The sequence below is a fragment of the Nostoc sp. 'Peltigera membranacea cyanobiont' 213 genome, from assembly GCF_002245975.1.
Taxonomy (GTDB): Bacteria; Cyanobacteriota; Cyanobacteriia; order Cyanobacteriales; family Nostocaceae; genus Nostoc.
This window is the reverse complement of record NZ_NOLI01000120.1, coordinates 1-24331: the sequence shown is the minus strand read 5'-3', so window position 1 is coordinate 24331 and position 24331 is coordinate 1. Positions and strand designations below refer to the sequence as shown.

The 24331-nt window shown below is 41.1% G+C and carries 25 protein-coding genes and 2 pseudogenes; 12 read left to right on the top strand and 15 right to left on the bottom strand.

Annotated elements, in window-relative coordinates; genetic code table 11:
- Window positions 1-72 precede the first annotated feature (72 nt).
- Both CDG77_RS25460 and CDG77_RS25455 read right to left on the bottom strand, forming a co-directional pair.
- Window positions 73-612 carry a hypothetical protein gene (locus CDG77_RS25460; RefSeq protein WP_094332122.1) on the bottom strand — a complete coding sequence of 180 codons (540 nt, stop codon included), beginning with the start codon at window positions 610-612 and terminating at the stop codon, window positions 73-75.
- Window positions 613-677: 65 nt separating this feature from the next.
- Window positions 678-1478 (bottom strand): DUF5131 family protein, encoded by an 801-nt coding sequence (locus CDG77_RS25455; protein ID WP_094332121.1) that lies wholly within the window; start codon window positions 1476-1478, stop codon window positions 678-680.
- Between the two features lie 41 nt (window positions 1479-1519).
- Here CDG77_RS25455 and CDG77_RS25450 point away from each other — a divergent pair, with 41 nt between their 5' ends.
- A complete protein-coding gene (locus CDG77_RS25450) occupies window positions 1520-2476 on the top strand; it encodes a cytosolic protein (RefSeq protein ID WP_094332120.1) in 957 nt (318 codons plus the stop codon).
- Window positions 2477-2536: 60 nt separating this feature from the next.
- Here CDG77_RS25450 and CDG77_RS25445 read toward each other — a convergent pair whose 3' ends face one another.
- Entirely contained in the window at window positions 2537-2716 is a 180-nt protein-coding gene (locus tag CDG77_RS25445) for an MT-A70 family methyltransferase (RefSeq protein ID WP_223269977.1), read from the bottom strand.
- A 762-nt stretch (window positions 2717-3478) separates the two neighbouring features.
- Between CDG77_RS25445 and CDG77_RS25440 the strand changes: the two genes are divergently transcribed.
- The gene (locus CDG77_RS25440) at window positions 3479-4753 is read left to right on the top strand and encodes a substrate-binding domain-containing protein (protein ID WP_094332119.1); all 1275 of its coding nucleotides are present in this window, start codon (window positions 3479-3481) and stop codon (window positions 4751-4753) included.
- Between the two features lie 238 nt (window positions 4754-4991).
- The gene (locus CDG77_RS25435; protein ID WP_317615935.1) at window positions 4992-5381 is read left to right on the top strand and encodes a TonB-dependent receptor domain-containing protein; all 390 of its coding nucleotides are present in this window, start codon (window positions 4992-4994) and stop codon (window positions 5379-5381) included.
- Here CDG77_RS25435 and CDG77_RS37940 read toward each other — a convergent pair.
- Complete coding sequence (locus CDG77_RS37940) at window positions 5352-5489, bottom strand: hypothetical protein (protein WP_223269976.1); 138 nt, start codon at window positions 5487-5489, stop codon at window positions 5352-5354. The genes CDG77_RS25435 and CDG77_RS37940 overlap by 30 nt on opposite strands.
- A gap of 41 nt (window positions 5490-5530) precedes the next feature.
- Here CDG77_RS37940 and CDG77_RS25430 point away from each other — a divergent pair, with 41 nt between their 5' ends.
- The 5 genes from CDG77_RS25430 to CDG77_RS25410 all read left to right on the top strand — a co-directional run bounded on the left by CDG77_RS25430 (window position 5531) and on the right by CDG77_RS25410 (window position 11936).
- Window positions 5531-6538, top strand: coding sequence for an ABC transporter substrate-binding protein (locus CDG77_RS25430; RefSeq protein ID WP_094332117.1), 1008 nt, complete (start codon window positions 5531-5533; stop codon window positions 6536-6538).
- A gap of 209 nt (window positions 6539-6747) precedes the next feature.
- Complete coding sequence (locus CDG77_RS25425) at window positions 6748-9357, top strand: TonB-dependent siderophore receptor (RefSeq protein ID WP_143857090.1); 2610 nt, start codon at window positions 6748-6750, stop codon at window positions 9355-9357.
- Between the two features lie 151 nt (window positions 9358-9508).
- Complete coding sequence (locus CDG77_RS25420) at window positions 9509-10528, top strand: ABC transporter substrate-binding protein (RefSeq protein ID WP_094332115.1); 1020 nt, start codon at window positions 9509-9511, stop codon at window positions 10526-10528.
- 32 nt (window positions 10529-10560) lie between these two features.
- Window positions 10561-11130, top strand: a complete 570-nt coding sequence (locus tag CDG77_RS25415) for a Crp/Fnr family transcriptional regulator (RefSeq protein WP_094332114.1) — start codon at window positions 10561-10563, stop codon at window positions 11128-11130.
- A gap of 155 nt (window positions 11131-11285) precedes the next feature.
- A complete protein-coding gene (locus tag CDG77_RS25410; RefSeq protein WP_094332113.1) occupies window positions 11286-11936 on the top strand; it encodes a MotA/TolQ/ExbB proton channel family protein in 651 nt (216 codons plus the stop codon).
- Between the two features lie 88 nt (window positions 11937-12024).
- Here CDG77_RS25410 and nifE read toward each other — a convergent pair whose 3' ends face one another.
- The gene (gene nifE, locus CDG77_RS25405; protein ID WP_094332112.1) at window positions 12025-13401 is read right to left on the bottom strand and encodes a nitrogenase iron-molybdenum cofactor biosynthesis protein NifE; all 1377 of its coding nucleotides are present in this window, start codon (window positions 13399-13401) and stop codon (window positions 12025-12027) included.
- 929 nt (window positions 13402-14330) lie between these two features.
- Here nifE and CDG77_RS25400 point away from each other — a divergent pair.
- Window positions 14331-14549 (top strand): hypothetical protein, encoded by a 219-nt coding sequence (locus tag CDG77_RS25400; RefSeq protein WP_094332111.1) that lies wholly within the window; start codon window positions 14331-14333, stop codon window positions 14547-14549.
- Window positions 14550-14805: 256 nt separating this feature from the next.
- On the opposite strand, the gene cydB is transcribed toward CDG77_RS25400, so the two are convergent.
- From cydB to CDG77_RS25380, 4 genes and pseudogenes are all read right to left on the bottom strand, one after another.
- Window positions 14806-15819: a cytochrome d ubiquinol oxidase subunit II gene (gene cydB, locus CDG77_RS25395; protein ID WP_094332110.1), complete on the bottom strand. Its 1014-nt coding sequence runs from the start codon at window positions 15817-15819 to the stop codon at window positions 14806-14808.
- Complete coding sequence (locus CDG77_RS25390) at window positions 15807-17243, bottom strand: cytochrome ubiquinol oxidase subunit I (RefSeq protein WP_094332109.1); 1437 nt, start codon at window positions 17241-17243, stop codon at window positions 15807-15809. The genes cydB and CDG77_RS25390 overlap by 13 nt, the downstream gene beginning before the upstream one ends.
- Window positions 17244-18338: 1095 nt before the next feature.
- Complete coding sequence (locus CDG77_RS25385; RefSeq protein ID WP_223269975.1) at window positions 18339-18743, bottom strand: hypothetical protein; 405 nt, start codon at window positions 18741-18743, stop codon at window positions 18339-18341.
- 162 nt (window positions 18744-18905) lie between these two features.
- A pseudogene (locus tag CDG77_RS25380) lies at window positions 18906-19223 on the bottom strand (cytochrome d ubiquinol oxidase subunit II); the annotation flags it as partial.
- Window positions 19224-19240: 17 nt separating this feature from the next.
- Between CDG77_RS25380 and CDG77_RS25375 the strand changes: the two are divergent.
- Window positions 19241-19516 carry an HU family DNA-binding protein gene (locus tag CDG77_RS25375; RefSeq protein ID WP_094332107.1) on the top strand — a complete coding sequence of 92 codons (276 nt, stop codon included), beginning with the start codon at window positions 19241-19243 and terminating at the stop codon, window positions 19514-19516.
- A 319-nt stretch (window positions 19517-19835) separates the two neighbouring features.
- Here the strand turns inward: CDG77_RS25375 and CDG77_RS25370 are convergent, their stop codons facing one another.
- Entirely contained in the window at window positions 19836-20681 is an 846-nt protein-coding gene (locus CDG77_RS25370; RefSeq protein WP_094332106.1) for a phytanoyl-CoA dioxygenase family protein, read from the bottom strand.
- A 172-nt stretch (window positions 20682-20853) separates the two neighbouring features.
- Between CDG77_RS25370 and CDG77_RS25365 the strand changes: the two genes are divergently transcribed.
- Together CDG77_RS25365 and CDG77_RS37935 are read left to right on the top strand one after the other, a co-directional pair.
- Window positions 20854-21306: a DUF1392 family protein gene (locus tag CDG77_RS25365; RefSeq protein WP_094332105.1), complete on the top strand. Its 453-nt coding sequence runs from the start codon at window positions 20854-20856 to the stop codon at window positions 21304-21306.
- 125 nt (window positions 21307-21431) lie between these two features.
- Window positions 21432-21635: a thermonuclease family protein gene (locus CDG77_RS37935; protein WP_223269974.1), complete on the top strand. Its 204-nt coding sequence runs from the start codon at window positions 21432-21434 to the stop codon at window positions 21633-21635.
- Between the two features lie 7 nt (window positions 21636-21642).
- Here the strand turns inward: CDG77_RS37935 and CDG77_RS25355 are convergent, their stop codons facing one another.
- From CDG77_RS25355 to CDG77_RS25335, 5 genes and pseudogenes are all read right to left on the bottom strand, one after another.
- Complete coding sequence (locus CDG77_RS25355; RefSeq protein ID WP_094332104.1) at window positions 21643-22011, bottom strand: hypothetical protein; 369 nt, start codon at window positions 22009-22011, stop codon at window positions 21643-21645.
- Window positions 22012-22020: 9 nt separating this feature from the next.
- A complete protein-coding gene (locus tag CDG77_RS25350) occupies window positions 22021-22824 on the bottom strand; it encodes a BRO family protein (RefSeq protein ID WP_094332103.1) in 804 nt (267 codons plus the stop codon).
- 21 nt (window positions 22825-22845) lie between these two features.
- Entirely contained in the window at window positions 22846-23304 is a 459-nt protein-coding gene (locus CDG77_RS25345; protein WP_094332102.1) for a DUF1392 domain-containing protein, read from the bottom strand.
- 221 nt (window positions 23305-23525) lie between these two features.
- Window positions 23526-23852, bottom strand: coding sequence for a hypothetical protein (locus CDG77_RS25340; RefSeq protein ID WP_094332101.1), 327 nt, complete (start codon window positions 23850-23852; stop codon window positions 23526-23528).
- Between the two features lie 122 nt (window positions 23853-23974).
- Window positions 23975-24331, bottom strand: a pseudogene (locus CDG77_RS25335) (hypothetical protein); the annotation flags it as partial.

Sequence of the window (24331 nt, the reverse complement as noted above, 5' to 3'; positions counted from 1 at the left end):
TTAAAATGATTATCATTATTGTTTAAAATTGGATTCTTGGTTTTTGTTGATTAATTTATTCTTTGGAAGTCCCTAATCTTTAACTGGATATACTTTGGGTATTCCCCCACTACTACCCTGGTCTTCCCCGACTACTACCCCTGGTATTCCCCCATTACTACCCTGGTATCCCCCCAATACCACCCCTAGTATTCCTCCACTACTACCGCTATTTTTTCCTCTGATTAAACTTGATTGTTTAGTAGGAGAAATAAACCAGTCGTCAATATCTGTGAGTTGATATAGGTTAGAAGATACTGAACCATTAGACTTGGTTTTGGGCGTTTTAGTGATTAAGTTCCACGAAACCAATTCACTGACTGCTGCGATCGCTTTTTGCCTTAAAGTTTCAGTTGAGGAAGCAGGGAAAGAACCACGAAAACAGGCTTCACCGATAGATTTGTATGAAGGGAAGGCGTTATTATCACAACCGGCTCGACGGCACAGGTGAGAGTAAACTCGAAATGCCTCCATTGTTAGTGGTAGATCATCCAGCTTACTATCGATATAAATATGGCGTTTTCTTCTACCGTAGCTAGAGCCATCACTTTGCATTTTTTCTGTTAAACTCATATCTATAGACCTCAAATGGTTTGGTTTTCCCCCGCACTGCGCTACAGGCGGGGGTTTTGCTTTATTCACGCATCAAACGGAAATTGTCTAACTTGCAGATATTCGGGAAACTCTTCAATGTCTCCTCCCTTCTTGTGGCGGGTTTTAAATCGCTGTCCCCCAAATATTGCATTCGCCCCCAACTGCTTCACAAATACGGGTGTTTTGGCTGACTGGCATTGTTGGACAATTGAATTAATCCATTCAATGTGGCATGGTCTGGAATTTGGGCCAGATTCACCACCAACAATTACTAACTGAACGTCATTCAAGTATTGAGTGATATCGCCCAAATCTTCTAGTAATGGTTCAACTGACCAAAACCGAATTAAAGCCGGAATTTTAGTAAGAAATTGACTACGTTCTTCTAAAGTGCGGCGATTCTCAATCGAAGTTCCAACCCAAATATTAGAAGGTAATTCCTCTAGCCCATGATTAGAGAGCCATTCATTTATAGATGACAACATAACTTCTGGGCGCTTAGTGAGGATTTGGAATATCTGCTTTGGCGCTACGAACATTCCATCTAACATTTCATGTTGCCAAGAACGTGGAATCCATTCACCAAAAACATCAGTCATTGAAGAAACGAAATGCTTCTTAGGTTTCCTTTGGAACCCCCATTTCCGAATAGCTTCTGTATCTAACACTAGCTCTGGTGGTTGCCCAGAGTAGGGTTGCTTATTCCCACCAAAGAAAGAATTTTGATTCAGCTTTTCGCTATAGCAATTTTTACACCCCTCTGAGATTTTTTGACACCACCAACCGCCTCCCTTGGCACGGATGATATTATCTGTTAAGTCTGCCCATTCTATATTTGTTGGCATGATTACTTCTCTCTTATTAATTTGAAATTGAACAATTGAGTATGACAAATAAAACACCTCTTACGGAATATGATTCCCCGTGGAAGCAGATGTTGCAGTTGTATTTTGAAGACTTCATGCAATTCTTTTTTCCTCAAGCCCATGCTCACATTGATTGGAGTAGAGGTTTCGAGTTTCTAGATCAAGAGTTACAACAAGTAGTTCGTGATGCTGAATTAGGAAAACGGCTAATTGATAAATTGGTGAAAATCTATCGCATTGGGGGCGAAGAATCTTGGCTGTTGATTCATATAGAAATCCAAAGTCAAGAGGAAACCGATTTTCCTAAACGGATGTTTGTCTACAACTATCGAATTTTTGACCGTTACGATCGCTCTGTTGCATCATGCGCGATACTGGGGGATGACAACATCAACTGGCGACCATCGCAGTTTGGGTACGATTTGTTTGGTTGTACGGTTGATTTTCAGTTTCCTGTAATCAAGCTGCTAGACTATAAACAAAGGTTGTCGGAGCTAGAAGCCAGTCGTAACCCCTTTGCTACGGTGGTAATGGCTCACTTGGCAGCAGTGCAAACCCGCAGTAATAGGTCGCAAAGGAAACAATCAAAACTGAATTTAGTGCGTCGGTTGTATGAGCAAGGGTTTGAACGCGAGGCTGTTGTTAACCTTTTGGCTTTTATTGATTGGATGCTAACGTTACCATTGGATTTAGAACTAGAGTTTAAAAGAGAAGTCGAACAATTGGAGGCACAACTGCGTATGCAGTACGTTACTAGTTTTGAGAGAATTGCTCGAATAGAATCTTTATTAAAAGGCATAGCTTTGGGATTAAAACTCAAATTTGGAACACCTGGACAAAATTTATTACCTGAAATTGAGCTTCTTGAAGATTTCAGATTGCTGGAATCAATCTTGTCAGCAATAGAAACAGCAGATACTGTTGATGAATTGCGTTCTATTTATCAAACAGCAGATGACACACCGTCAGAAAATTAGAATTGTTTGATATTTGATTTTCAAAGTTCAGCAAGTTTTGAGTGCCGAAATTAGCGTTAATTAAGCACTCAATGAAGTATCAGTATTAATTTCTGCACCAAGCTGATCAAACAGATCCGCCTGATCTCCCCAACAATCCCAGCCATCCCTAGACTCGCGTGCGAACATCTCCAGCTTGGTTATGTCTGGACACAGTTTGTCTACGAGTTGGTAGAAACTTTCGGGTTTAGGGACTTCCAGAAAATAAATTATTCAATTTTCAGAGCGAAGATGATCATTATATTCTTCCTCCCCTGCTCCTCCTGCTCCCCAGGCGATATAGTTAGAAATCCCTTACTCTCTGCGCCTCTGCGTGACACAAATTCATTTGAGGCTAAAAACTAAAACTGGCGTTCAACCTTTAATCCAAAATCCAAAGTCTAAAATTCGGTGATTCGTTCCTAAGTACAGCTTTGCGTAAAATCGTATCGTTTTTAAACGCAGAGGGACGCATTCGCGGAGCGTCTCGTAGGGAAGGTTAGCGCAGAGGGACACAGAGGTTTGCCAAATTTATTCGCTACAAATTAATGAAATGCTGTACTAAGCCACTCATTTGTCATGAGAACCTGATGATTTAAATCATCTAGCCGCATCAGTATTCTGATTAAGTTCTTGATTCTTGACCGTGCAACCCCTACACCCTCTCATCCAGCCATATTAAGGGTTTGCGCCTTATAAGCGTGCCATTCGGATTTGAGAATTTTCTCTTGGTGATGACCAACTTGGTTAGCAAATGATCAAAAAACGATGCCTAATTTGGGCTGCGCCGACGCTAAATCGCATTTCTCAATGTTAAATATCTTGGCGATGTGTATGATATGCTTGCTAAAAATCAGCAAAATTCTCAAAACATCAACATGTTTGCCAACAAAAACGGCAAACACTACAAAACCTTGCTATTGCCCTGGCAGGTTAAGTTTGTCATCTGCGGCCTTTTTTTAACGGAGAGATACATACAACCTCATGAAACCGGACGTGAATCTTTGCAACAACCTGAAGTCAATTAGAACTCGCTTGGGCATGAGCCAGCAAGAATTGGCTAATATAGCAGGTGTCACCCGTCAGACTATTGGTGGTTTGGAATCGGGACAATATGCTCCTTCAGTTACCGTTTCCCTGTGTTTAGCTAAAGCACTTGGCTGCACAGTTGAAGAGTTATTCTGGCTAGAGGGGGATTTACCTGAAATTGAGGCCATTGTTGCCGAATCAGCCTCTAACCAAGAGCGATCGCGAGTTAGTATAGCGCGGGTTGGGGATCAATGGATAGCTTATCCCTTGGTTGGGAATGATGCTTTTCGCATCGAAATGATTCCATCTGATGGTGAGATGGTTGCGGTGGACGGGTTAAGAGGCATAAGCAAACTGTCGAACCCGGAGGGTGAGATGGTTGCAGTAAATCAGCAACCTGTTATTAGCGTCAGCGATCGCCCAGCGTTAGCGCAGCGTCTCGTAGAGAGGAAAGAGCATCACTTACAGGGTGAAGCAACAAGCCAGAAAGTCCTGGTGAGGCTGCTAGATGATATAGATAAACTGCAAAATACAGTTGTGATTGCTGGTTGTACACCTGTGCTTTCCCTCTTGGCAAGAGCAACTGAATCCTGGCATCCAAAACTGCGAGTTTATTATCGTTTCGCCCACAGCAAGGCAGCATTGCGTAGTCTGTGCCGAGGTGAAGTTCACATTGCCGGGATGCACTTATATGATCCCAAAACTGGGGAACATAATATTCCCTTTGTGCGGGAAGCCGCAACAGGTAAGAATTTCGTTTTGATTACCCTTGGAGTTTGGGAAGAAGGTTTGTTAGTCCCACCAGGAAACCCAATGGGAGTTAAAACAGTTTCCGACTTAGTAGAATTTGGCGCAACTATTGTTACCCAGCAAGTAGGTTCTGGCAGTCGGATGCTTTTAGAACGGAAACTCCAAGAAGAACGAGTGCCATTCCAGAATGTGAAAGGATTAGACCATATCGCCCACAACCATCAAGATGTTGCCTTATCTGTAGCTTCAGGAATCGCTGATGCAGGGATCAGTACAGCATCTATAGCTGCTGCCTTTGGGTTGGGATTTATTCCCCTACATCAAGCGCGATACGACTTGGTAATTCTCAAAGAATACTTAGAACAATCACCAGTACAGCAGTTTCTCAATATCTTGGGACATCGGCTAGTGCGATCGCAATTAGAGGTTCTCGGTGGCTATGACATCAGCAAGATTGGGGAAGTCATCGCAAATATTTAAAGTCATTCATGAATGGCACGCTTGAAAAGCGGAAATACTTGTGGTTCAAGCAGTTTGTAATCGCTTGCGTAATTCAATTGGGTGTGAGGGTTTGAGGAGTGTATTTGCAAAAACAATTTAGCTTTTTTTGGCACAGTTTTTTGCTGTCTGGTTCTTGTTTAGCGATTACTGTACCAGTTTTAGGTCAACAGATTCCAAATAATAACGCTAATCAACAGAAGCTATCATCGCAAAAAAATTGAACATTGCTGCTGGCTATGCTTTTATTGATGCCCGTATTGATCAAGATAGAGTATTTCCCGTTGGCAACCAACTGAACAACGCACCACAACACACTGTTGGTTTATGGACTTCTTATGAAATTCAATCCAGTACTTTCAAGGGATTGGGGTTTGGTTTGGGCTTGTTCTATGTTGGAGAACGGCAGGGAGATTTGGCAAACAGTTATTCCTTCCCCAGCTATGTACGCACCGATGCTTCCATATTCTACAAACGCGATCGCTTCCGAGCCGCACTCGGTGTCAAAAATCTCTTTGACGTTGAGTACTTCGATTCTTCCTACGGTCGGAATCGCGTTTTTTATGGTGAACCATTAACGCTACAAGGCACAATTTCGTTGGAGTTGTGACAAGGCAATAGTGGAATGACACGCTTGTGCTTTAAGCAGTTTGCGATCGCTGTCCTCAAAGCTGACGCGATGACTGTCGTCAAAGCTGACGCTAACGCACTTAACCACAATCACTCTACTACAACCTCTATCTTGTTCACTTTGTCAATATGCCTCAGTTTAACTTTTATTTCATTGTGCTACTGACGCTCCTAGTAGTTTCTGCTTGCAGCTTCTTTAATCCCCAACTACCAAAGCGCGACATCAGCCTCGTTTCCTCAAATCAAAGATCGCCTGTAGAAGTCCATCTAGTCCAACACGCAATGGGTCAAACTCTAGTTCCCGTCCATCCTCAACGAGTCGTTGTCATCCAAGAATTTCTCGTCCAAATACCTCTAGCTCTAGGGGTCAAGCTGGTGGGCGCTCCAAGTCCGAGTTTAACTCTTCAGGGGCTAGGGTCAGACTATCAACACCTGGGTATTGAAGACATTGGCGCACCTTTTTCGCCGACCAACCTAGAGAAGATTATGACCCTTAAACCAGACTTGATCTTGGGGACAATTGATGAAAACCGGGACAATTACAATCTACTATCTCACATTGCACCTACCGTTTTGGTTAAGATGCGAAACAGTGCAGACTGGAAAGAGCCGTTTATATCGGCAGCAAACGCTCTAGGGAAAACCGAGACAGCAAAACGTGTAATCGACAAATATCACGCACGTTTAAGCGAGTTCAAAGAAAAAATGGGTTCCCGACTCAAAAAGACTCAAGTTTCCGTTGTGCAACTCACAACAAGGTTAATTAGGGCGACAACCAAAAGTTCATTCTCTGGAGTGATTTTAGAGGATGCCGGTCTAATCCGTCCTCCCTCGCAAAATCTGGATGAAATCGGCACTAGGAAGAAAGGGGGTAGCCCTGTTAACTATCGTGTATCTCCAGAAGTACTCAGCCAGATAGATGGAGATGTCCTATTTATCTTGCTTCATGGCTTCAAAGATGTATCAGAGTCAAACAGCGTTCTCCATCAACTAATGGCAGAACCTCTATGGTCAAAGCTGAATGTTGTCAGGCGGGGCAAAATTCACATAGTTGATGAATATTGTTGGCTCTGTGGTAGCTATCTATCAGTTAATCGAGTTCTTGATGATTTATTTACCTACTTAGTAAAGGGGTAGTAAGGCGGGGGTCGTCATTTGTCATTTGTAAGGGTTTCAGCCATATTTACGTTTCTAACATATAGCGCAGGTTTATTCTCGCTTACCTACTTAAGTAGTTAATAATTGCTTGCGTAATTCAATTAGGTGTGAGGATTTGAGAAGTGTATTTACAAAAACAATTTAGCTTTTTTTTGCACAGTTTTTTGCTTTCTAGTTCTTGTTTAGCGATGTCTATCGGCAAGTCGATACCTGTCTACGCCATACCAATTTTAGATCAAGAAATCCCAAATATTAATACTAGTGAACAGCAGTTATCATCGCAAAAAAATTTAACTACCGCAATCGAAGCAACTACAGAGATTCCTAGCCTCAGCGAATTGCAATTTGGCAAGAGTAGTGCCGTATATTTATTAAGAACACCCAGGAATCAGAACTCTGTTTCTCAAATAAGTCAAACAACAACTCCTGTTGTGTCAGTCACAGATGTGAAGGTGAATAACACTGATAAAGGCATAGATTTAATTTTAGTTACGTCCAATTCTGATAAATTGTCCGTTTCTGGGAAAACTGAAGGTAATTCCTACATAGTAAATATACCCAATGCTCAGTTGCAATTGGTGAATGGGCAGAGTTTTCAACAATCCAAGCCAGTAGCCGGAATTGAACTAATTACAGTAGCCAATGCAGATACTAACACCGTGTTAGTGACAGTAGTTGGTGAAACGGGTGCGCCTGTGGTGGAGTTATTTGATAGTGATGAAGGTTTGGTGTTTGGGGTGACAAGTAGTGCATCCACGTCACAGCAGCCAACACCAACACCAGAGCAACAACCACCCATTGAGTTACAGGTGATTGGGGAGGCTGAAGGAGGCTATAACATTCCTGACGCGAGTACAGCTACAAAAACACCAACACCAGTACGCGACATTCCTCAATCGATTCAAGTGGTTCCCCGGCAGAGTTGGGAGGCTCAAGGAGCCGCTAACGCTATTGATGCCTTAAGAAGCGTCGGTGTTATCCAGGCTTTCAATTCACCGAGTAATGGTGATGTCTTCACAATTAGGGGTTTTCAAACGACCAATATCCTTCACAACGGTCTTAAAGATTATACAGCAGGAGCTACATCAGGACAAACTCAACTCGCCAATATTGAAAAGATAGAGGTTTTGAGGGGGCCTGCCTCTGTCCTTTATGGTCAAGGTAATCCAGGTGGCACGATTAACTATGTTACTAAGCAGCCACTGAGTGACCCTTACTTTGCTGCCAGTATGACTTTCGGTAGTTATAATTTGTATCAACCGACCGTAGATATTTCTGGGCCGATTAATTCTGACAAAACGCTCCTTTATCGTTTAAATCTTTCTTACTTCAATTCAGATAGCTTTGTTGACTTTTTTAACTCAAAGCGTTATCTACTTGCGCCGGTTATTAGTTGGCAAATAGATCCCAAGACAAAAGTGACCTTTGAAGCAGAGGTACGATACCAGGATCAGGGATACCACAGAACTGGGCTACCTGCTTTAGGAACTGTTTTGCCTAACCCAAATGGAAAAATTCCGCTTAATCGGAACACATTGGATGTAGGTGCCAAAAACGATCGCAGCTCTGTTCTCTTGGGCTATAACTTTGAACATCGCTTTAATGATAATTGGTCATTGGTGAATGCTTTTAAGGTTAGGTTTGTCGGCTTTATCACAAATAGTGCCAATTCTGTGGCTTTACAACCCGATGGTCGAACTCTGAGACGCTCAAGGCAAACCGATCTAGGGCCAGGTGTAGATAATGAGTATGCTGTAGACACCCATTTTATAGGTAAATTTAAAACTGGCAGTCTTCAGCATGAATTAGTCGCAGGCTTTGATTTATACAGAGAACTCAATATCTTCAATCGGACTATGAGTGCTATTGGTTCTATTGATCTATTTAACCCCGTCTATGGTCAGCCCATTGGTGCTGTTACTTCTAGACTGAATCGAAAAACTACAAACAATCAGATCGGTCTTTACATTCAAGATTTAGTAACCCTTGCTCCTAACCTGAAGTTGGTCTTCGGCGGACGAGGAGATTTTGTCGAGAATAAAGTTACCAACTTTTTAAATTCAAGTCTCAATAATAGTCAACCTGATCAGGCATTTAGTCCTCGTGTAGGTCTTGTCTATCAACCAATCCAACCCATCTCACTCTATGCTAGCTACAGTCAATCCTTCTCTCAAAATCTTGGAGCCACCTTTGGGGGTAGTTTATTTAAACCCAGTACTGGCACTCAATATGAAGTTGGAGTCAAGGGTGATTTCCTCAGTGGTAGGCTATCTTCAACCCTTGCTTTGTATCAACTGACTTTATCCAATGTTTTGACCCCTGATCCGAATAATCTCACATTTAATGTCCAAACGGGAGAGCAACGTAGCCGAGGTATTGAACTCCATGTTACGGGTGAGATATTGCCAGGGTGGAATGCGATCGCCTCCTATGCTTATACGGATGCACAGGTGACAAAGGACAATGTATATGCTCTTGGCAATCGACTGCCGAATGTTCCTTTCAATAGCGCGAGTTTATGGACAACTTATACTTTTTCCAAGAGTAACCTGCAAGGATTAGGGTTTGGCTTGGGTTTGTTTTATGTGGGCGAACGGCAGGGAGATTTGAACAACGCATTTAGTGTACCCAGTTATGTACGTACTGATGCAGCTGTCTACTACCAGAAAGGCCACCTTGGCCTCGCGCTCAACTTCAAGAATCTGTTCAATGTTCAGTACTTCACTCCTAGAGATATCAACTTTGTTTATCCTGAAGATCCATTTACAGTGCAGGGGACAGTGAGTTGGAAGTTTTGAGGAAAGAAGCTCTATGGCGAAGGGAGTTGAACTCAAAGAAACACATTTTTAAGTTCAGTTTTTCTTCTGTACAGATATAAGTGCGATCGCTGTTGTCAAAGCTAATGCACAATCAATCTACCACAACCTCTATCTTGTTCACCTTGTCAATATGCCTAACCTTAAATTCTACTTGATTGTGCTGCTCACTCTCCTAGTGGTTTCTGCTTGCAGCTTCTTTAATCCCCAATTACCAAAGCGCGATATCAGCCTCGTTTCCTCAAATCAAACCTCGGCTGTAGAAGTCCACCTAGTCCAACACGCAATGGGTCAAACCCTAGTTCCCGTCCATCCTCAACGAGTCGTTGTCATCCAACGATGGCTCGTGCAAATACCTCTGGCTCTAGGGGTCAAGCTGGTGGGCGCTCCAGGTCTGGCTTTAACCCTCCAGGGGCTAGGGTTAGATAATAAGCAGCTTGGTATTAAAGACATTGGTGCGGCTTTTGCGCCAACGAACCTAGAGAAGATTATGACCCTTAAACCAGACTTAATCTTAGGCACGGTTGATGAGAACCGGGACAACTACAGTTTATTGTCCCATATTGCACCCACCGTTCTGGTTAAGATGCCAAACAGTGGAGACTGGAAAGAGTCGTTTATGCCGACGGCAAACGCTTTGGGTCAAACCGAGACAGCAAAACTTGTAATCGATAAATATAACGCACGCATAGCCGACTTCAAAGAAAAGATGGGTTCCCGACTCAAAAAGACTCAAGTTTCCGTTGTGCGCCTCGCGCCAAAGCTAATTCACGCGACAACCAAGAGTTCATTCTCTGGAGTGATTTTAGAGGATGCTGGTCTAATCCGTCCTCCTTCCCAAAATCTGGATGCAAAAGGAACTAAAAAGAAAGAGGGTAGCCCTGTTGGCTACAGTGTATTTCCAGAGGTACTTAGCCAGATAGATGCAGATGTCCTATTTCTCTTGCGCTATGGCTTCAAAGATGCATCAGAGTCAAACAACGCTCTCCATCAACTAATGGCAGAACCTTTGTGGTCAAAGCTTAATATTGCCAAGCCGGGGAAAATTCATATAGTTGATGAATTTTGTTGGCTGGCTGGCAGCTATCTATCAGCCAATCGAGTTCTTGATGATTTATTTACCTACTTAGTAAAAGAGGCTCAAAGAATTTAATATTTTTACTCATTCTCATAATATTGCCTCCCATGATTTATTCCCCAAATGTGGTCTATCAATCAGCATTAGAAAAAAGTAAAACTACCAGGCTATTCATGCGTCATGAAATCATTCCTACACGCAATGATATACTGTGGCGTATCGAAAAAGGTATAGTGCGGAACCTGACTTTGACTGAAAACGGAACACTAATTACTTTGGGTTATTGGAGTTATGGAGATTTAGTTGGTTATCCTTTGTCGAGCGTCAAACCATACCAAATTCAATGTCTCACAAATGTAGAAACAAGTGTCTTGCCGCCTCAGCTTTGGCATCAAGATATAGATGCTTTTGTGTCCCCCATTCAGGAAGTTGAAAAACTTTTAACCATTGTTCATACTAAACCTATTAGCTCACGATTATGGCAGTTTTTATTATGGTTAAGCAAAAAGTTTGGTCGTGATGTAGAACAGGGAAAACTTATTGAATTTTATACTACACATCAGCAAATAGCTGAGGTTTTGAATATGTCAAGAGTTACTGTCACACGTACATTACAACAGTTCGAGGCAGAAGGAATATTGTTCCGCTACAAACGCCGATTGATTCTAAAACTATAAAATCAAGCATCTATCGGATCTTGATAGCTATATTTCTCCTATTATTAGCGATTTGAGCGGGAATCATTTAACTGTAAACTTTATCGGAGGACGGCCTTTCTCTACCGTAACATCGCTGAGGTGATGTCACAGGAGTCTCTGCGCCGTATTTTTAGATGGGAATTAAAAATCTGTTTACTGCTGGCGGCGTAGTTATGTGGCCGCTATTGGTATTTTCTATATTGGCGGTGGCGTTAATTATTGAACGTGTTAAGTTTTGGGTGAGAATTAATAGCCGTCAAAGTCGTGTAATTAAAGAGGTATTAAAACTCTACCAGTTAGAGAATGTAGTGGGTGCAATAGATAAACTCCGACAAAATATTGATTTACCCCTCGCACGGTTTTTTTTAGCAGCGTTGGAATTAGAAGAACCAACTCCAGAAGAATTTCGTTTAGCTTTAGAAAGTGAAGCACAAGCTGAGATCCCCATACTCAAACGGTTTCAAAATATTTTTGACACCATCATTGGTTTAGCACCACTATTCGGTCTACTTGGTACAGTCTTAGGGTTAATTAATTCCTTTGCTTCTTTGAATATTGGGGATGTAGGAGGTACGAAAACCGCAAACGTTACAAGTGGGATCAGTGAAGCTTTGGTGTCTACAGCATCTGGATTAATAGTTGCTATCTTTACATTGTTTTTCGCCAACTCCTTTCGTGGACTTTATAGCCGGCAAATAGCGTTGTTTCAGGAATATGGAGGACAGTTGGAATTACTCTATCGCCGCCGCGAACGAGGAGAAAAAGCCTATAACTCTACAAAATGAACACCATATCCCGACAAATTATGCCTTTACCAAAAAATGAGCAAAATTTCAGTTTTTGGTAAAAAAGCTCGGTTAAACGACATCATTTTTAGATTTCTTCATCCCAAGGAGCAGGTTTGCTGACTTGCTGCCACACAGGACTATACAAAGCTTCATGCAATTTTCGTGCCAGTTCTACCAGCCCTACATAACCAGCGTAGGCATGATGGCGTTCATGGTTAACATCCAAAAAAGGAATTTGTGCTTTTAACGCTGTATATTGATTGCCAGATCCAGCAATCAACACATCAGCTTTTGTATCCTTGAGTACCTGTAGTAATGCCGGGGGAGTTCCATCGGCCAAAACAATGCCATCTTCACCAAGCAATTGTTTAATTTTGGCTTTCTCCTCTTCTGTAGTCTTGGCGCTGGTGGTAGCAATCACTTCCATTCCCAAATCTTTGGCTGCTAAAATAAACGACCAATTTTTTACACCACCACTAGCAAGAATAATCCGCTTACCTTTCAACTGGGCACGGTAGGGAGCTAGGGCAATATCTAGGGCTGCGTTTTCTTCTATTATCAACAATTCTGTACGTTCTTGAAGATATTTATCTCCTAATGTTGCGGCAATATTTCGCAAGCAATGGTTTAAATTTTCCACACCGAAGAAAGATTCTTCAATATAAGGAATTCCATAAAGTTCTTGCATTGTTTGCGCCATTGGCAGCACTAAATTTGAGCAAATGACTACATTCAACTTGGCACGATGAGCATAGCAAACTTCTTTATAGCGTGCATCACCCGTAATTTTAGAGAGAACGCGTATACCCAATCTCTTGAACAGTGGTAAAACATTCCACAAATCACCAGCAACGTTGTACTCACCAATAATATTGATATCGAAAGGGGTGGTAAATTCTGGCTCTAATGTTCCGATTACATATTTCAATAAAGCCTGATTGCCGATGCGATTACCTAAATTTTTACTCCCAAGAAATCCAGGCGCATTTACATAGATAACCGGAATATCAATTTTCTGTGCAGCCAGTTTACAGACACTATCGATATCATCACCAATCAAAGCGGTAATACAAGTAGCGTAGACAAAAACAGCCGCAGGATTATAGCGTTGAGCAACATCAAGAATAGCTTGGTACAGTTTCTTTCCACCACCAAAAATGATATTACTTTCACCTAAATCAGTGGTAAAAGCAGTTTCGTATAATTGAGAGCCTGATGAGAGGCTACCACGAGTCACCCAAGGATTATGAGTACAAGCAATGGCACCATGTACCAAATGAACAACATCAGTAATACCTCTGACAGAAACCATCGCTCCCTCTAAAGGACAGCCTCCTTGGTTTTTTCCTGGTTGTGGTGGTTTTGTGCAAGTTACTTTTTTATTGCCACCCAGTTTATTTTGGTTATGCTTGCAAGCTGTTTCGTTGAGTGGTTGGTTGATTTTTGCTTGAGTATTTTTCATGCCTTTCCTCGTACTGAAGATTAATACAAAAGAGTCAAGATTTAGAATTTAGAAGGTGCGGTGTCCTTTGCCAAATTATTTGTTAGCACTATTTATTAGCCAAAATTTTCTCTAAGTAAGGAATAAGAATTAAATAACATACATTACCTCACCCTCAATCCCTCTCCGATGTATTGGAGAGGGAGGCTAAAGACAAGATGAGGTTTTGCATTTTATTTAATCCACGTTCCTAAACAATAGCCAAAATCTTTAATCTGAGTAGCGTGCATCTCAATAAGTACAGTCCTTGCTACTAACAGCACGAACGCAAAGACGAATAAAAATCTCTCTCTGGCTCTAGCTAGATTTACACTAATTTGGCAAATGACAATAGCTGATATCAAGGAATATTCTTTAAGGTTTTGTATTCTGAGAATAAAAAATCTTTGAGTTCCTTGACTTAAAAATCCTAACAAAAACTTTAATTGATAATAGTAAGATTTAGAACAATAGTCTGAATAGACATTGAAGTTTTAGGCATAAAACTAGCTATTGATAGACAGTTATGTATAGATTAAAAGCCATAATGATTCTGAGAAAATAAGATATTAATTTATGGAGATAGACAGACTATCTTAACTGTATATGAGGAGATGAATGATTTAAACTCTATTTCTTTAAGCAGACTTTTCAGTGAGTCAGTTAATTCAATTGACACTATCGCAGTCTCTTAGAGTGTCCAGGACAAATCTTTATTAATACCGTGATGCGATCGCCGACTACCCCCAGAAGAGGACGAATGATGTGCTTTATCTAACTTCAAGGAGAGAATCGAATAATTTTGGTTCGGTATAAGTATTTACGTACATACACTCATCTTATAATTAGCGAAAGTATTGTTACAATTGAGCAGAATAGAAATTATTCTTTTCTGTACCAGGAGTAAGCTCATGACAACCCAACAAAACCTAGCCAAAACCGATCCACACTACCATACAGCGAAAATCAAAGGTCAGTTGAACGATCTGATAGCACACTTGCGTGAAGATATTAGCAAAATCGAAGAGCCAAAGGCTCAGGCTCTTTTTGAAACTACAGCTGAAGTTCTCAATGGTCTGGTGAATGCTTACAATGATTACGATAAACACTCAGAGGAAGCCTGGAAATAAATTATTAAGCTTCAATTTAGCTGTGGGTAGCTGCAAATATAAAAACCCAAATTTGTAGGGTTTTATGTTTGCAGAGAGACGCGGATTTAGCGCAGAGTAACGCAGAGTTTATCTGAAATTAATTCGTTAAAAACTTGTGAAATACTGTACTAAGTGGACTCGTTGAAGTAAGAATCTCCTGACTATAAAATGTAGCGATCGCTCATTTTTGCAGTCAGGAGAGTGTCAATATTGGAAGTCTCTAAATAGCAACCCTCTAGTCTCCGTAATGGGGGCTGACCACTTTACCTTGAAACACCCAGTAAAGATAGACATTGTAGAACAAAATAATCGGGACGAAAAACCCGATAAAAGCAATCATGAAGGTTTGGGCGCTAAGGGAAGAGGAAGCCTGATAAATTGTGACTTGGAAGGGAATGATGTAAGGAAACACCACAAAAGCCAAGGACAGAATAGTGATTAAGAAAACCACAATTGTCCAAATAAAAGGCATCTTTTCTTCACGGCGATTGATACTATTCATCAGTAGTGCCATTGCACCCGTTGCCACAAAGGGAATCGCTTCAAAAATCAATACCTCTGGTTGATGGAATATCTTAGTACGGATTGGTTCGTAGAACATTGGTGCCGCAATTGTCAATGCCAACGCACCAACAAATGTGGTAATAGTGCTAAATTTTGCAGTGATGTAGTGATATCGTTTTAACTCACCTTCTGTCTTAGTAATGAGGTAAGTAGAACCGATTAAAACATAGCCTTGCACTACAGTTAATGCCACTAATATTGATGGTAAATTCCACCAATCCCAAGTACCACCAATAAAGTTTCCCGCCTCATCAACTTTAATGCCGGCAATCACGCCACCTAAGATTAATCCTTGAGACAAAGCGACTAGCAAACTACCACCACCAAAACCCCAGTTCCAATAGGTTTTGTTGATAGAATGTTCACGGAATTCAAAGGATACAGCGCGGAAGATAAACCCAATCACCATTAGAGTAATGGGGATGTACAAGGGGTTGACAATAGTAGCGTAGGCGAGGGGAAAAGCACCATACAACAAACCTCCCGTACATACCAACCAAGTTTCATTGGCATCCCAAACACTGCTTAAGGTATTGATAATTATCCCGCGTCGTTCTTCGTTAGCAGCAGTCAGAGTCAGAATCCCCACACCTAAATCAAAGCCATCTGTGATTAGATACAAGGTGAGGAACAAGGCAACAAGTCCAAACCAGAGTAGTGGTAGAGTAGTATTTATGGCTTCCATGAAATCTCCGGTTGTGTTGCGGTAATGTTTTCTGTCTTGCTGTCCTGTAGGAAAGCATGATTGGGCAATGGTAGTTCTAAATTTGGCCCTTGGCGGACAATACGGCTACCAAAGTATAAAGCGCTGGCGAATAACAGCAAGTAGATGCTGGTGTAGGCAATTAGTGAAACTAGAACATTGCTTGCTGGTACATTAGAAACAGCATCAGCAGTACGGATTTGTCCGTAAACAATCCAAGGTTGTCTGCCAACTTCTCGCACCATCCAGCCACATTCCACAGCAAGATATCCTAAAGGTGCAGCCAATATCCAAGCACGCAGCAACCAGGGTTGTTCGGTAATATTTTCTACAGATAGCTTACCCCGTAACCATTGGATGACACTTACTCCCATCAAACCCACGAGAAGGAAGCCAATACCTGCCATGATGCGGAAAGTATAAAATATTAGGGAAACCGCATGGGGTCGGTCTTGAGGTCTCCACTCATTTAAACCAAGTACAGGTTCGGAAAGCTTGGGCTTCATTTCCAAAACCCTGCTTAAACCACCTGGTACGCTGAGTGTCCAGTTGTTCTTACCCTCTTTGACATTCGGTGCAACCAAAATATTCCAAGGTGCAGACTCACCTGCGGGTACAGTTTCCCACAAAGCTTCGATCGCAGCTAATTTGGTAGGTTGGTTGTGGTATACTTGTTCACCACTGAAGTGACCAACAAGAATTTGTAGTGGAGTGATGAGAATAGCCAGAGCGATCGCTGTTTTGAAAGATTTGCTGAAAAATGCTTGATGGCGCTTGTTGAGAATATACCAAGCACTGATACCACCAATTACAAACAAGGCGGTTTCGAGAATAGCCAATACCATGTGAAACCAGCTATTCAAAGCTGCTGGGTTAAAAATGGCTTCTAGGTAACTACGAACCAAAAATTTACCATTCACCATTTCCCCACCTGCTGGTGTTTGCATCCATGAATTGGCAACAATAATCCAGAAAGATGAAAGAGTAGCACCAATTGCCACAAACATAGTTGCTAGCAAGTGCATAAGCGGTGGCACCCGATTCCAACCATGTATCATAATGCCGAGGAAAGCAGCCTCTAGCATAAATGCCATCGTGCCTTCAAAGCCTAAAATACTGCCTAAAAAGTCACCAACAGCTAAAGAAAATGGTGCCCAGTTTGCGCCGAATTCAAATTCAATCGCTACGCCTGAAGCAACACCAAGTCCAAAATTGAGAATGTAGATTTTTGACCAAAAACGTGCATGGCGATAGTAGTCAGGATTTTTCGTTTTTAGCCATAGTATTTCCATGACCACCAAATACCAAGACATCCCAATTGTGAGGATAGGCCAAAACATGTGAAAAATGCTGGTGACAGCAAATTGGATGCGCGAAAGCATCACTGTATCTGAGAGAAAACTCATAGTGTATCCTCCAAATCTATTGCCATCAGGCAATTTTGATAGGTCTAAATATTGAATGAGTCAAAAATCACGAAACTCTACCCCACAATTTTCTGTAATTGTTGGATGGACTTAATGATTAAGAATTAGACTCTATAAATAACAAAGCTTTTCAGTCTCGAAGCTTCATTATTTAGATGAAGAGGTTCTTTAACTCTTGCTCTTTATATTCCATATTTAACTAAAAATATTGACTCATATTCTGTATTTATTGAAACTTTTTAATAGCAATTGTAAAAATAATTATCTGACAAAAATTTTAATAAATACTCTTTAATTCACTAGCATTTCTATCGATAAACATAACACAATAATTCAATAGAAGTCTCTGACAGACTGTCTTACAAGTTTTTAGATAAAATTCTATAAAAATATTTTAAACATAATTATGGTTTGACAGATTGTCTTTTGACACTATTATTTCAAGATGATATAAATTACGTTCATATTGTCTACTAAAAGTAGTATAAACGAAGAAAAGCAGCTATGCTGAAGAAAGTCAACAAGAGACAGAGGGGATGTTGACCGCCTACAATATGCAGAGTATGAACCTACTCCAATAAGAGAAGATTCCGCCTACAAGGGGCATAGCTTGTACCGAAAATCATTTTTCTCCTCTGCCCCTCTGCTTTCTTGCAAAAATAATTTTTCCCTCTGCTAAAAGGGTCTCAGAGCAACTAAATTTATTTATGAAAATAAAAAAATGAATAAGGGGTTTATCCCAAAAGTAATTGATGAACTGCAAGCAGAGCAAAGCCCCCCCGAACTTAGGAACTGCTACCGATCAGCTACTTCTACAATCCTCCAGATACTTGTGGAGCAAGATCATAAGTTCATCAATAGTTTGATGAACTTATGAGATTTGGCTTCATCACTACAGCGCAAGTGCTTGGAGATCCTTTGTGCTTGAAGTGGTTTAGATTCCCTATAAATCAAGAATATCATACATCTGGCCAATTTACTTGCGCGGAGTAATTAATTTACAAACAGTATTCGTGCTTACAATTAGTCATCACAAATTTTATTGGCTCTTTCCAATGTCTCATCTCTCATTTTCTAGTGAGCCATATTATGGTGAGGATTCATCTCTGTTCTAGGTTGCTTTTGCTGTATCCCAATTGGATTGAGTTGCATCAAACTCATATTAACTCTCCCAAAGGCTATCAGTCCCATTGAGATCATTCCGGCACTAAATAACCCCATTGAAACTAATCCAATAGACACCACGCCCATTGGTACTAGTCCAATTGAAATCAACCCGTGGGGAATAGCGCCAATCGAAATTAACCCATGAGGGGAGATGCCAATCGATAATAAAGCATCATGCGGTGCGATACCGATGGATAGCAGTTTTAATTTCTTTCGCTTATTTTGTCCGTCGGCCATACAAGCTAAATTCAAATATACGCACCTAAGAATGCTAAATAACTCATTAATATCTGTCAAAAGACAAAGCGTCATACTTGATACTATCTGATTATGTACAGAAAAAGTGCAAATTATGTCAGATATGAATTCGTATTCATCCAAACTTAGGGTCGTCTAAATCCATTGTTTGTATGGCTTAAAATCAAGTATCGCAGTCCTGAAGGGAAACGAATCATTTCTCAATTTTGGTATCACCTATTGTCCATAATGTGTGCCTGCCACTTTCCCTCGAAACACAATGTAATTGTAATTGTAGATGTTGTAGAACAACATAATGGGAATAAGAAATCCAATGAAGATTATCATGAACACTAATGCGCTAGGTGCTGCGGCTGCCTGATAAATGGTGATGCCTGGGGGGATAATATAGGGAAAAACAACTAATCCTAAACTCACAAAGGTAAGTAGAAAAAGCAGCACTGTCCAAACTAGGGGAGTAGTTTCTGCCTTGCGGTTCAGGCTTTGAATCAATAACCCAATCAGCAGCACACCTAACACGGGGATATTTGAAAAATGCTTCAGGGTGATTTATGAACAAAGGCGAATTAGTGGATGCTGTAGCAGCCAAAGCCAACATCACAAAAAAGCAAGCCGATGAAGTAATCAGTGCTTTTTTGTCAGTTGTTACCGAGGCTGTAGCGAATGGAGAGAAGGTAACGCTCGTCGGATTTGGGTCATTCGAGCGGCGCGATCGCTCAGAGCGCGAAGGGCGTAATCCGAAAACCAATGAGCCAATGACAATTCCAGCGACCAAAGTGCCTGCGTTTTCTGCGGGGAAACAGTTTAAAGAAAAAGTTGCACCCTAATCAATACAAATGTATTTACTTTACTACTGTCAATCCAATCACTCCAAAGCCATAATCGATTAATTCAAGTATCGAATCGACTGTGAAACTTTGACTACTTCTTGGGGAGTAACGTTATTGCAATTAGACAATTCTGGCATTACTCCCGTACCAACAAATCTGTAAAAGGGGCCATTTTGCTCTCCCCACCACTGCGATAGCAATGTTGGTTGTTTGGCATCATCTCCTAAGCCACAACCAATAACTAGCGCCTTTTGCCCTTTTATCTCTAAATAAAAGCTAAGTTTTAGTTTGAATTTAGAGCCTCATAATCATCAGATTAACCATAAGCGCCGTTGGGAAGAAATCCTAAGAGTTGCTTCAATCTCTGGTCTGCTTCTTCATAGCAGTGACTAGGCATTTGATAATTCATAAAGGGTTCGTACTTATGCCCAACCAGTCTTTTTGCATAGGTAATCTGCGTAATGTAGCGAGTTATAGAGGACGAATTTCTAGACCCTCTATGCCATACCTGATTATTAAAACAAACAGCAGAACCCATTGCTCCCAAGCAGTTATAAACCCGGTCTTCATATCCAGAAATATCACCATTGCAGAACTTGCCAAATAGATGAGATCCTGGAATCACCTGAGTTGGCCCATTTCTTTCAGATAGTACATCTGTCAAGTAATAATTTACTGTGAATGCTAGAACATTCAGGCGAATATTGGTTAAGGGTTCCCCATCAAGGGAAATTACGTGCGGTGTATCGTCTTGATGCCAAGCATTTTTAGCCAAACCATCAGTGTTTGGAGGAATCTTAAATGAGTTATTGTGGATAACATGAATTATATTAGCGTTGGGAACACCATCTTGTATTGAGTGACCTATTCCATTTGCTCCACCAATTAAATGTTCTGCAAATGTAACTATGGGTTCTAAAGCAAAAAGATTTAGATTTTGCTTTGAATGCTCGAACATTCGCTTCATCATCATTTTTTTTGACTCGTGATAATTTTCACCTTCAATTTTTTTGAGAGTTTCATCTAAATCATTCTTTAGAAGCTCACATTGTTCAGGTGTCAACACATTGTCAATTACAAGAAAACCATGAGTATGAAAAAATTCAATCCATTCATTTAGTTGCTCTATAGCTGTTTTTTTACCAGTTAAATATTCAGTCATTCTTTTCTTTATTTTTCAATACTTAGAGGTTAGGGATGGATCATCTCTATTAGGGACATCTGCTAATAAGCATCAGATATCAGTCAATCACTTCTATATTTATTTTGAATTATATTCCGGATCAGACTGATGCAAGTGAGTGTATGTATAAAAAAGAGAACTACATTCCCAGATGATTAACCAAATTACCGCCTTAGAATCCTGTTGGCATATTTCTCCTGAATGGGGTCAGTCCATGCCTCCCTTAGCAGTGAAAATGTTAGAAAAAGTTTTGTTGCCAATCTCAGACTTGTCAGGCTACTGCTGTGGTGTTTTGTGGGAAAAACAGGAATGGATTTATGCAATTGTTTGCCAGAATGAAACTCTCTACTTAGCTGAACAAGAATTTCATAGAACAAATCGACTAGAAAAGTCCACTGTTTTTACTCCAGCTTTTAAATTGGGGGATATAGTTGAGGTTGATTTCGGTGAACAACCGACACGCCGTATTATTCAAGGAATTTTTAGCCTTAAAGATAATTGGCTTTATGGGGTAGAGTGGCGCTCTCCAATTTTAGAAGAAGTGTCTGCCCAAAGCAGAACAATATGGCTTGCTGATGTTGATTTAGTCAATGTTAGTGTATGACGATAAAAGAGCAGCCCCAAGTTAACTAACAATTTGGGTTATTAATCTCAAGTTACTGGTTTTATTAGCTACTTTTAATTAGTTGTCTGGGCATCATAAGTATTATATAGTGATTATTAGTACAGATGCTTCAGAAAATTCCCTTTGTTGCAATTAGTGTTCTGCTTGTAGCTCAAATGTCTTTACCGATATTTGCCAACAATCTTACCGCTACACTTGTAAGCGTAGGTGACGGTGACACCATACGAGTGAAAACTGGTAACAAAACTGTGACTGTCCGTCTCGCTTGCAATGAAGCTATCGTTCATTTGGAAGAAGAAAATGCTTGAAAACATGTCATAGTTGTACCTCAAACTCTGGAATAAAATGAGGAGCAATTGTTTTTTGCAGGTTAATCATGACTAACACCGTTTCTATCTGGGCTACATCTACATCATGCCCAAAAACTGTTTGTCTACCTGAGTAAGTGCCGTGTAGCATGAAGTATGAAAGGTACCGCCTGCCTTGTTCGTTTTCTTTCTCGTGGATGGCATCGCTAATTAAATCGACTGCAAGCATATCTAGTATCGTTTTGTACTGCCAGTCTCTTAGAGACTCAACACCTAGCCATTGGGCGACGGTTGAAGAGAGAAAATAGCCATAACCTTGATAAAATCTGTAGGCAAGGCTGATTTCTTTACCAGTTTCATCAATCTGTTCTTCCACTGTTTCACCTCAGTTGCGTTCATTAAACAATTGTGTAATGCTTGGCAACCACCGTAGCTGAAAGACAGTCTGATTTGAACCTTTGGCCATTGCTGAAACCATTCGCCCCCATTGCTTACCTGAGTCGGTTGGACGATATGGGATTTTCTTGTCCAGTGTTCTGTATTGCAAGCCAGCATGAACCAACCAGTTATTCACTGCTACCGCACTCATTCCAACTTTCTCGCCAATATCTGTAGGTTTGAGGTATGCGTCATCACTGACGTTGGTAATTGCGATCGCTGACTTGAGTTCATCGGCTGCTGGTTTAAGTGCGGGATTAACTTTGGTGGCAGCGTTAATGGCTAACTGCGCGGTGAGGGACTTTTCTAATCCGGCGAACTCACCCACCAGCAGGGCTAACTGTGCAGCTTCGTGAGCTACGGTTGATTTGGACTGGTATGATGCGCGGGTTTCTGCTTCATGGGTTTTGACAGCAAAGTAACTCTGGGCTGCTGCTATCTCTGGTTTTCTGGGGTCGCCGTTCATCGCTACCAAATAACAAGCATAACGGGAAAGATGATAGTCATTGGGTACACCTCTGGTATAAAGCCCAGCGTCGGTAAAGTGATTTTGTACTGACACTCCAGTGTTTTGACAGCCAATTTTGGCTCGGTCGATAGTATCTACAAAACGCTCCCACTTTTTATAACCAAGCAGTTCCATCAATTCTCTAGCTAGCCAGTGTTCATTGCCGTTGTCATCTAGGTGACGAATTGTGTTAAATGGGCTGCTGTTATGATTGCTTTGATGACTTATCAAGTTAGATATCATAATCGTCTCCTTCAAAACTGCTTAAACATTTACCCGCACCAAACTTTTTTCACCAACCAGTGAGAAACGATTCGATATAGCCCGTGATTGAGTTAAGGTTGGCGACATCAATTCAACAAGGTAAAACCAAGAATTATTCACCAGCCCAATCCCTAAAATCAGCCGTTGTTTTGTTCCCTTGTCGTGAGAACAGAGGATTACTCTTTCGCCCAGAACAAAAGCAGGTTTTTGCACAGTGATGCTTTCTAACTCTCCAGTCCCAATGATTTGGTTTTGTGTGGCGTGGAGTATTTCATTACGGCAATCAATTGAATAAATCCAGCACTCATGCCTCCATTGCATACCGCAGCAATAGCCAAATGTTTTCGTGGTTCGCAGGTAAACTCTCTCCAGTAAATTCACCTCAACGGGTGGAATTGTTCCACGCCAAGGTGGGGAAAGATACCAACTTGTTTGAAGTGCGTTAATATTATCAATCATAATTTTCTCCCCTGGGATTAATAACCTAAAAATCCTCGGCAATCTCCAACAAAAAACCGCGCCCCGTGTTCTGTACTTGCACCAGTTCTTTATCTAGTAGTGTTTGAATTACTGAATCGGAGAATTAAAATTGCAAACGGTGCAGAGGTACACAACCCCCGCAAAGCCGAATCGAACGCAGCAAATGATTGGCTCTACGGTCAAAGCTGTTGTCAACCGTCTTAGGCATTTGTAAAACCTCCGGTGACTATGGCTAATTGTTGTTGCAGAATTACTATTTGCTGTTGATAAAACTCAATCTCTGCGGTAATTTCTGAGAATAATTCCTGTGGGGAAAGCGGCTGAATTTGATTCTCTTGCAAGTAAGATATTTCATCAGAATTTTTATTAGGCATCAGAGCATAGCGCCAGCCACCACCGAATTGTTCAGCCAATTCAGTACTATTCGGGTAGTACTGAAGCCCTAAAATGATGCCCTGTTTTGTGCGTTGTTCCAAAGCAAAGCGAGGGTAGCCCCAGTGTTGAGGGATTGATATTGTAGGTTTCATAGATTTAATGGGGGATTGGTGAATAAATAATTAGGGAAAGGGGGAAAGGGCAAAGGGGAAAGGAATGAAGAAATTTACCTTTTCCCCAACCCCAAAAGCCTTTTCCCAGGCGAAGCCCAAGACTACGCTGTGACTAACTCTGTTCTCTCCAGCAGCCGTTGCAATTTATTGCCAGTTAGCTGTTCTAAGGGTTGGTCTAAAAAATATTCCTCAAAAATCGATTTACCATCAGTAGACACGTCCACCATCGACAATGAGCGCACAGCATCAAGCACCGAGTTAGAATACTGCTGCTGGACTGAATAACGCCTCTTCACCCACCAGTTACCGTTAGTGCATCCGACTTGCCCCAGTTTCACGCCGTTGTTGTTATAAATGCCATCATCGAGAATTTCAAAGCCGTAATTCTGGCACTCGTTGAAGATATGCGCCATGATTTGGTTTTCGGTCGTAGAAGAGGACAAGGAGCAGGGTGCGGG

Coding starts and splice junctions, on each gene's coding strand:
- cydB (WP_094332110.1), bottom strand. CDS start 15,819: ATGGAAGCCATAAATACTACTCTACCACTACTCTGGTTTGGACTTGTT.
- CDG77_RS25385 (WP_223269975.1), bottom strand. CDS start 18,743: ATGACGCTTTGTCTTTTGACAGATATTAATGAGTTATTTAGCATTCTT.
- CDG77_RS25455 (WP_094332121.1), bottom strand. CDS start 1,478: ATGCCAACAAATATAGAATGGGCAGACTTAACAGATAATATCATCCGT.
- CDG77_RS25345 (WP_094332102.1), bottom strand. CDS start 23,304: ATGATTGATAATATTAACGCACTTCAAACAAGTTGGTATCTTTCCCCA.
- CDG77_RS25390 (WP_094332109.1), bottom strand. CDS start 17,243: ATGAGTTTTCTCTCAGATACAGTGATGCTTTCGCGCATCCAATTTGCT.
- CDG77_RS25415 (WP_094332114.1), top strand. CDS start 10,561: ATGATTTATTCCCCAAATGTGGTCTATCAATCAGCATTAGAAAAAAGT.
- CDG77_RS25425 (WP_143857090.1), top strand. CDS start 6,748: ATGTCTATCGGCAAGTCGATACCTGTCTACGCCATACCAATTTTAGAT.
- CDG77_RS25375 (WP_094332107.1), top strand. CDS start 19,241: ATGAACAAAGGCGAATTAGTGGATGCTGTAGCAGCCAAAGCCAACATC.
- CDG77_RS25365 (WP_094332105.1), top strand. CDS start 20,854: ATGATTAACCAAATTACCGCCTTAGAATCCTGTTGGCATATTTCTCCT.
- CDG77_RS25340 (WP_094332101.1), bottom strand. CDS start 23,852: ATGAAACCTACAATATCAATCCCTCAACACTGGGGCTACCCTCGCTTT.
- CDG77_RS25450 (WP_094332120.1), top strand. CDS start 1,520: ATGACAAATAAAACACCTCTTACGGAATATGATTCCCCGTGGAAGCAG.
- CDG77_RS25370 (WP_094332106.1), bottom strand. CDS start 20,681: ATGACTGAATATTTAACTGGTAAAAAAACAGCTATAGAGCAACTAAAT.
- CDG77_RS25350 (WP_094332103.1), bottom strand. CDS start 22,824: ATGATATCTAACTTGATAAGTCATCAAAGCAATCATAACAGCAGCCCA.
- nifE (WP_094332112.1), bottom strand. CDS start 13,401: ATGAAAAATACTCAAGCAAAAATCAACCAACCACTCAACGAAACAGCT.
- CDG77_RS25430 (WP_094332117.1), top strand. CDS start 5,531: ATGCCTCAGTTTAACTTTTATTTCATTGTGCTACTGACGCTCCTAGTA.
- CDG77_RS25440 (WP_094332119.1), top strand. CDS start 3,479: ATGAAACCGGACGTGAATCTTTGCAACAACCTGAAGTCAATTAGAACT.
- CDG77_RS37935 (WP_223269974.1), top strand. CDS start 21,432: ATGCTTCAGAAAATTCCCTTTGTTGCAATTAGTGTTCTGCTTGTAGCT.
- CDG77_RS25400 (WP_094332111.1), top strand. CDS start 14,331: ATGACAACCCAACAAAACCTAGCCAAAACCGATCCACACTACCATACA.
- CDG77_RS25460 (WP_094332122.1), bottom strand. CDS start 612: ATGAGTTTAACAGAAAAAATGCAAAGTGATGGCTCTAGCTACGGTAGA.
- CDG77_RS25420 (WP_094332115.1), top strand. CDS start 9,509: ATGCCTAACCTTAAATTCTACTTGATTGTGCTGCTCACTCTCCTAGTG.
- CDG77_RS25410 (WP_094332113.1), top strand. CDS start 11,286: ATGGGAATTAAAAATCTGTTTACTGCTGGCGGCGTAGTTATGTGGCCG.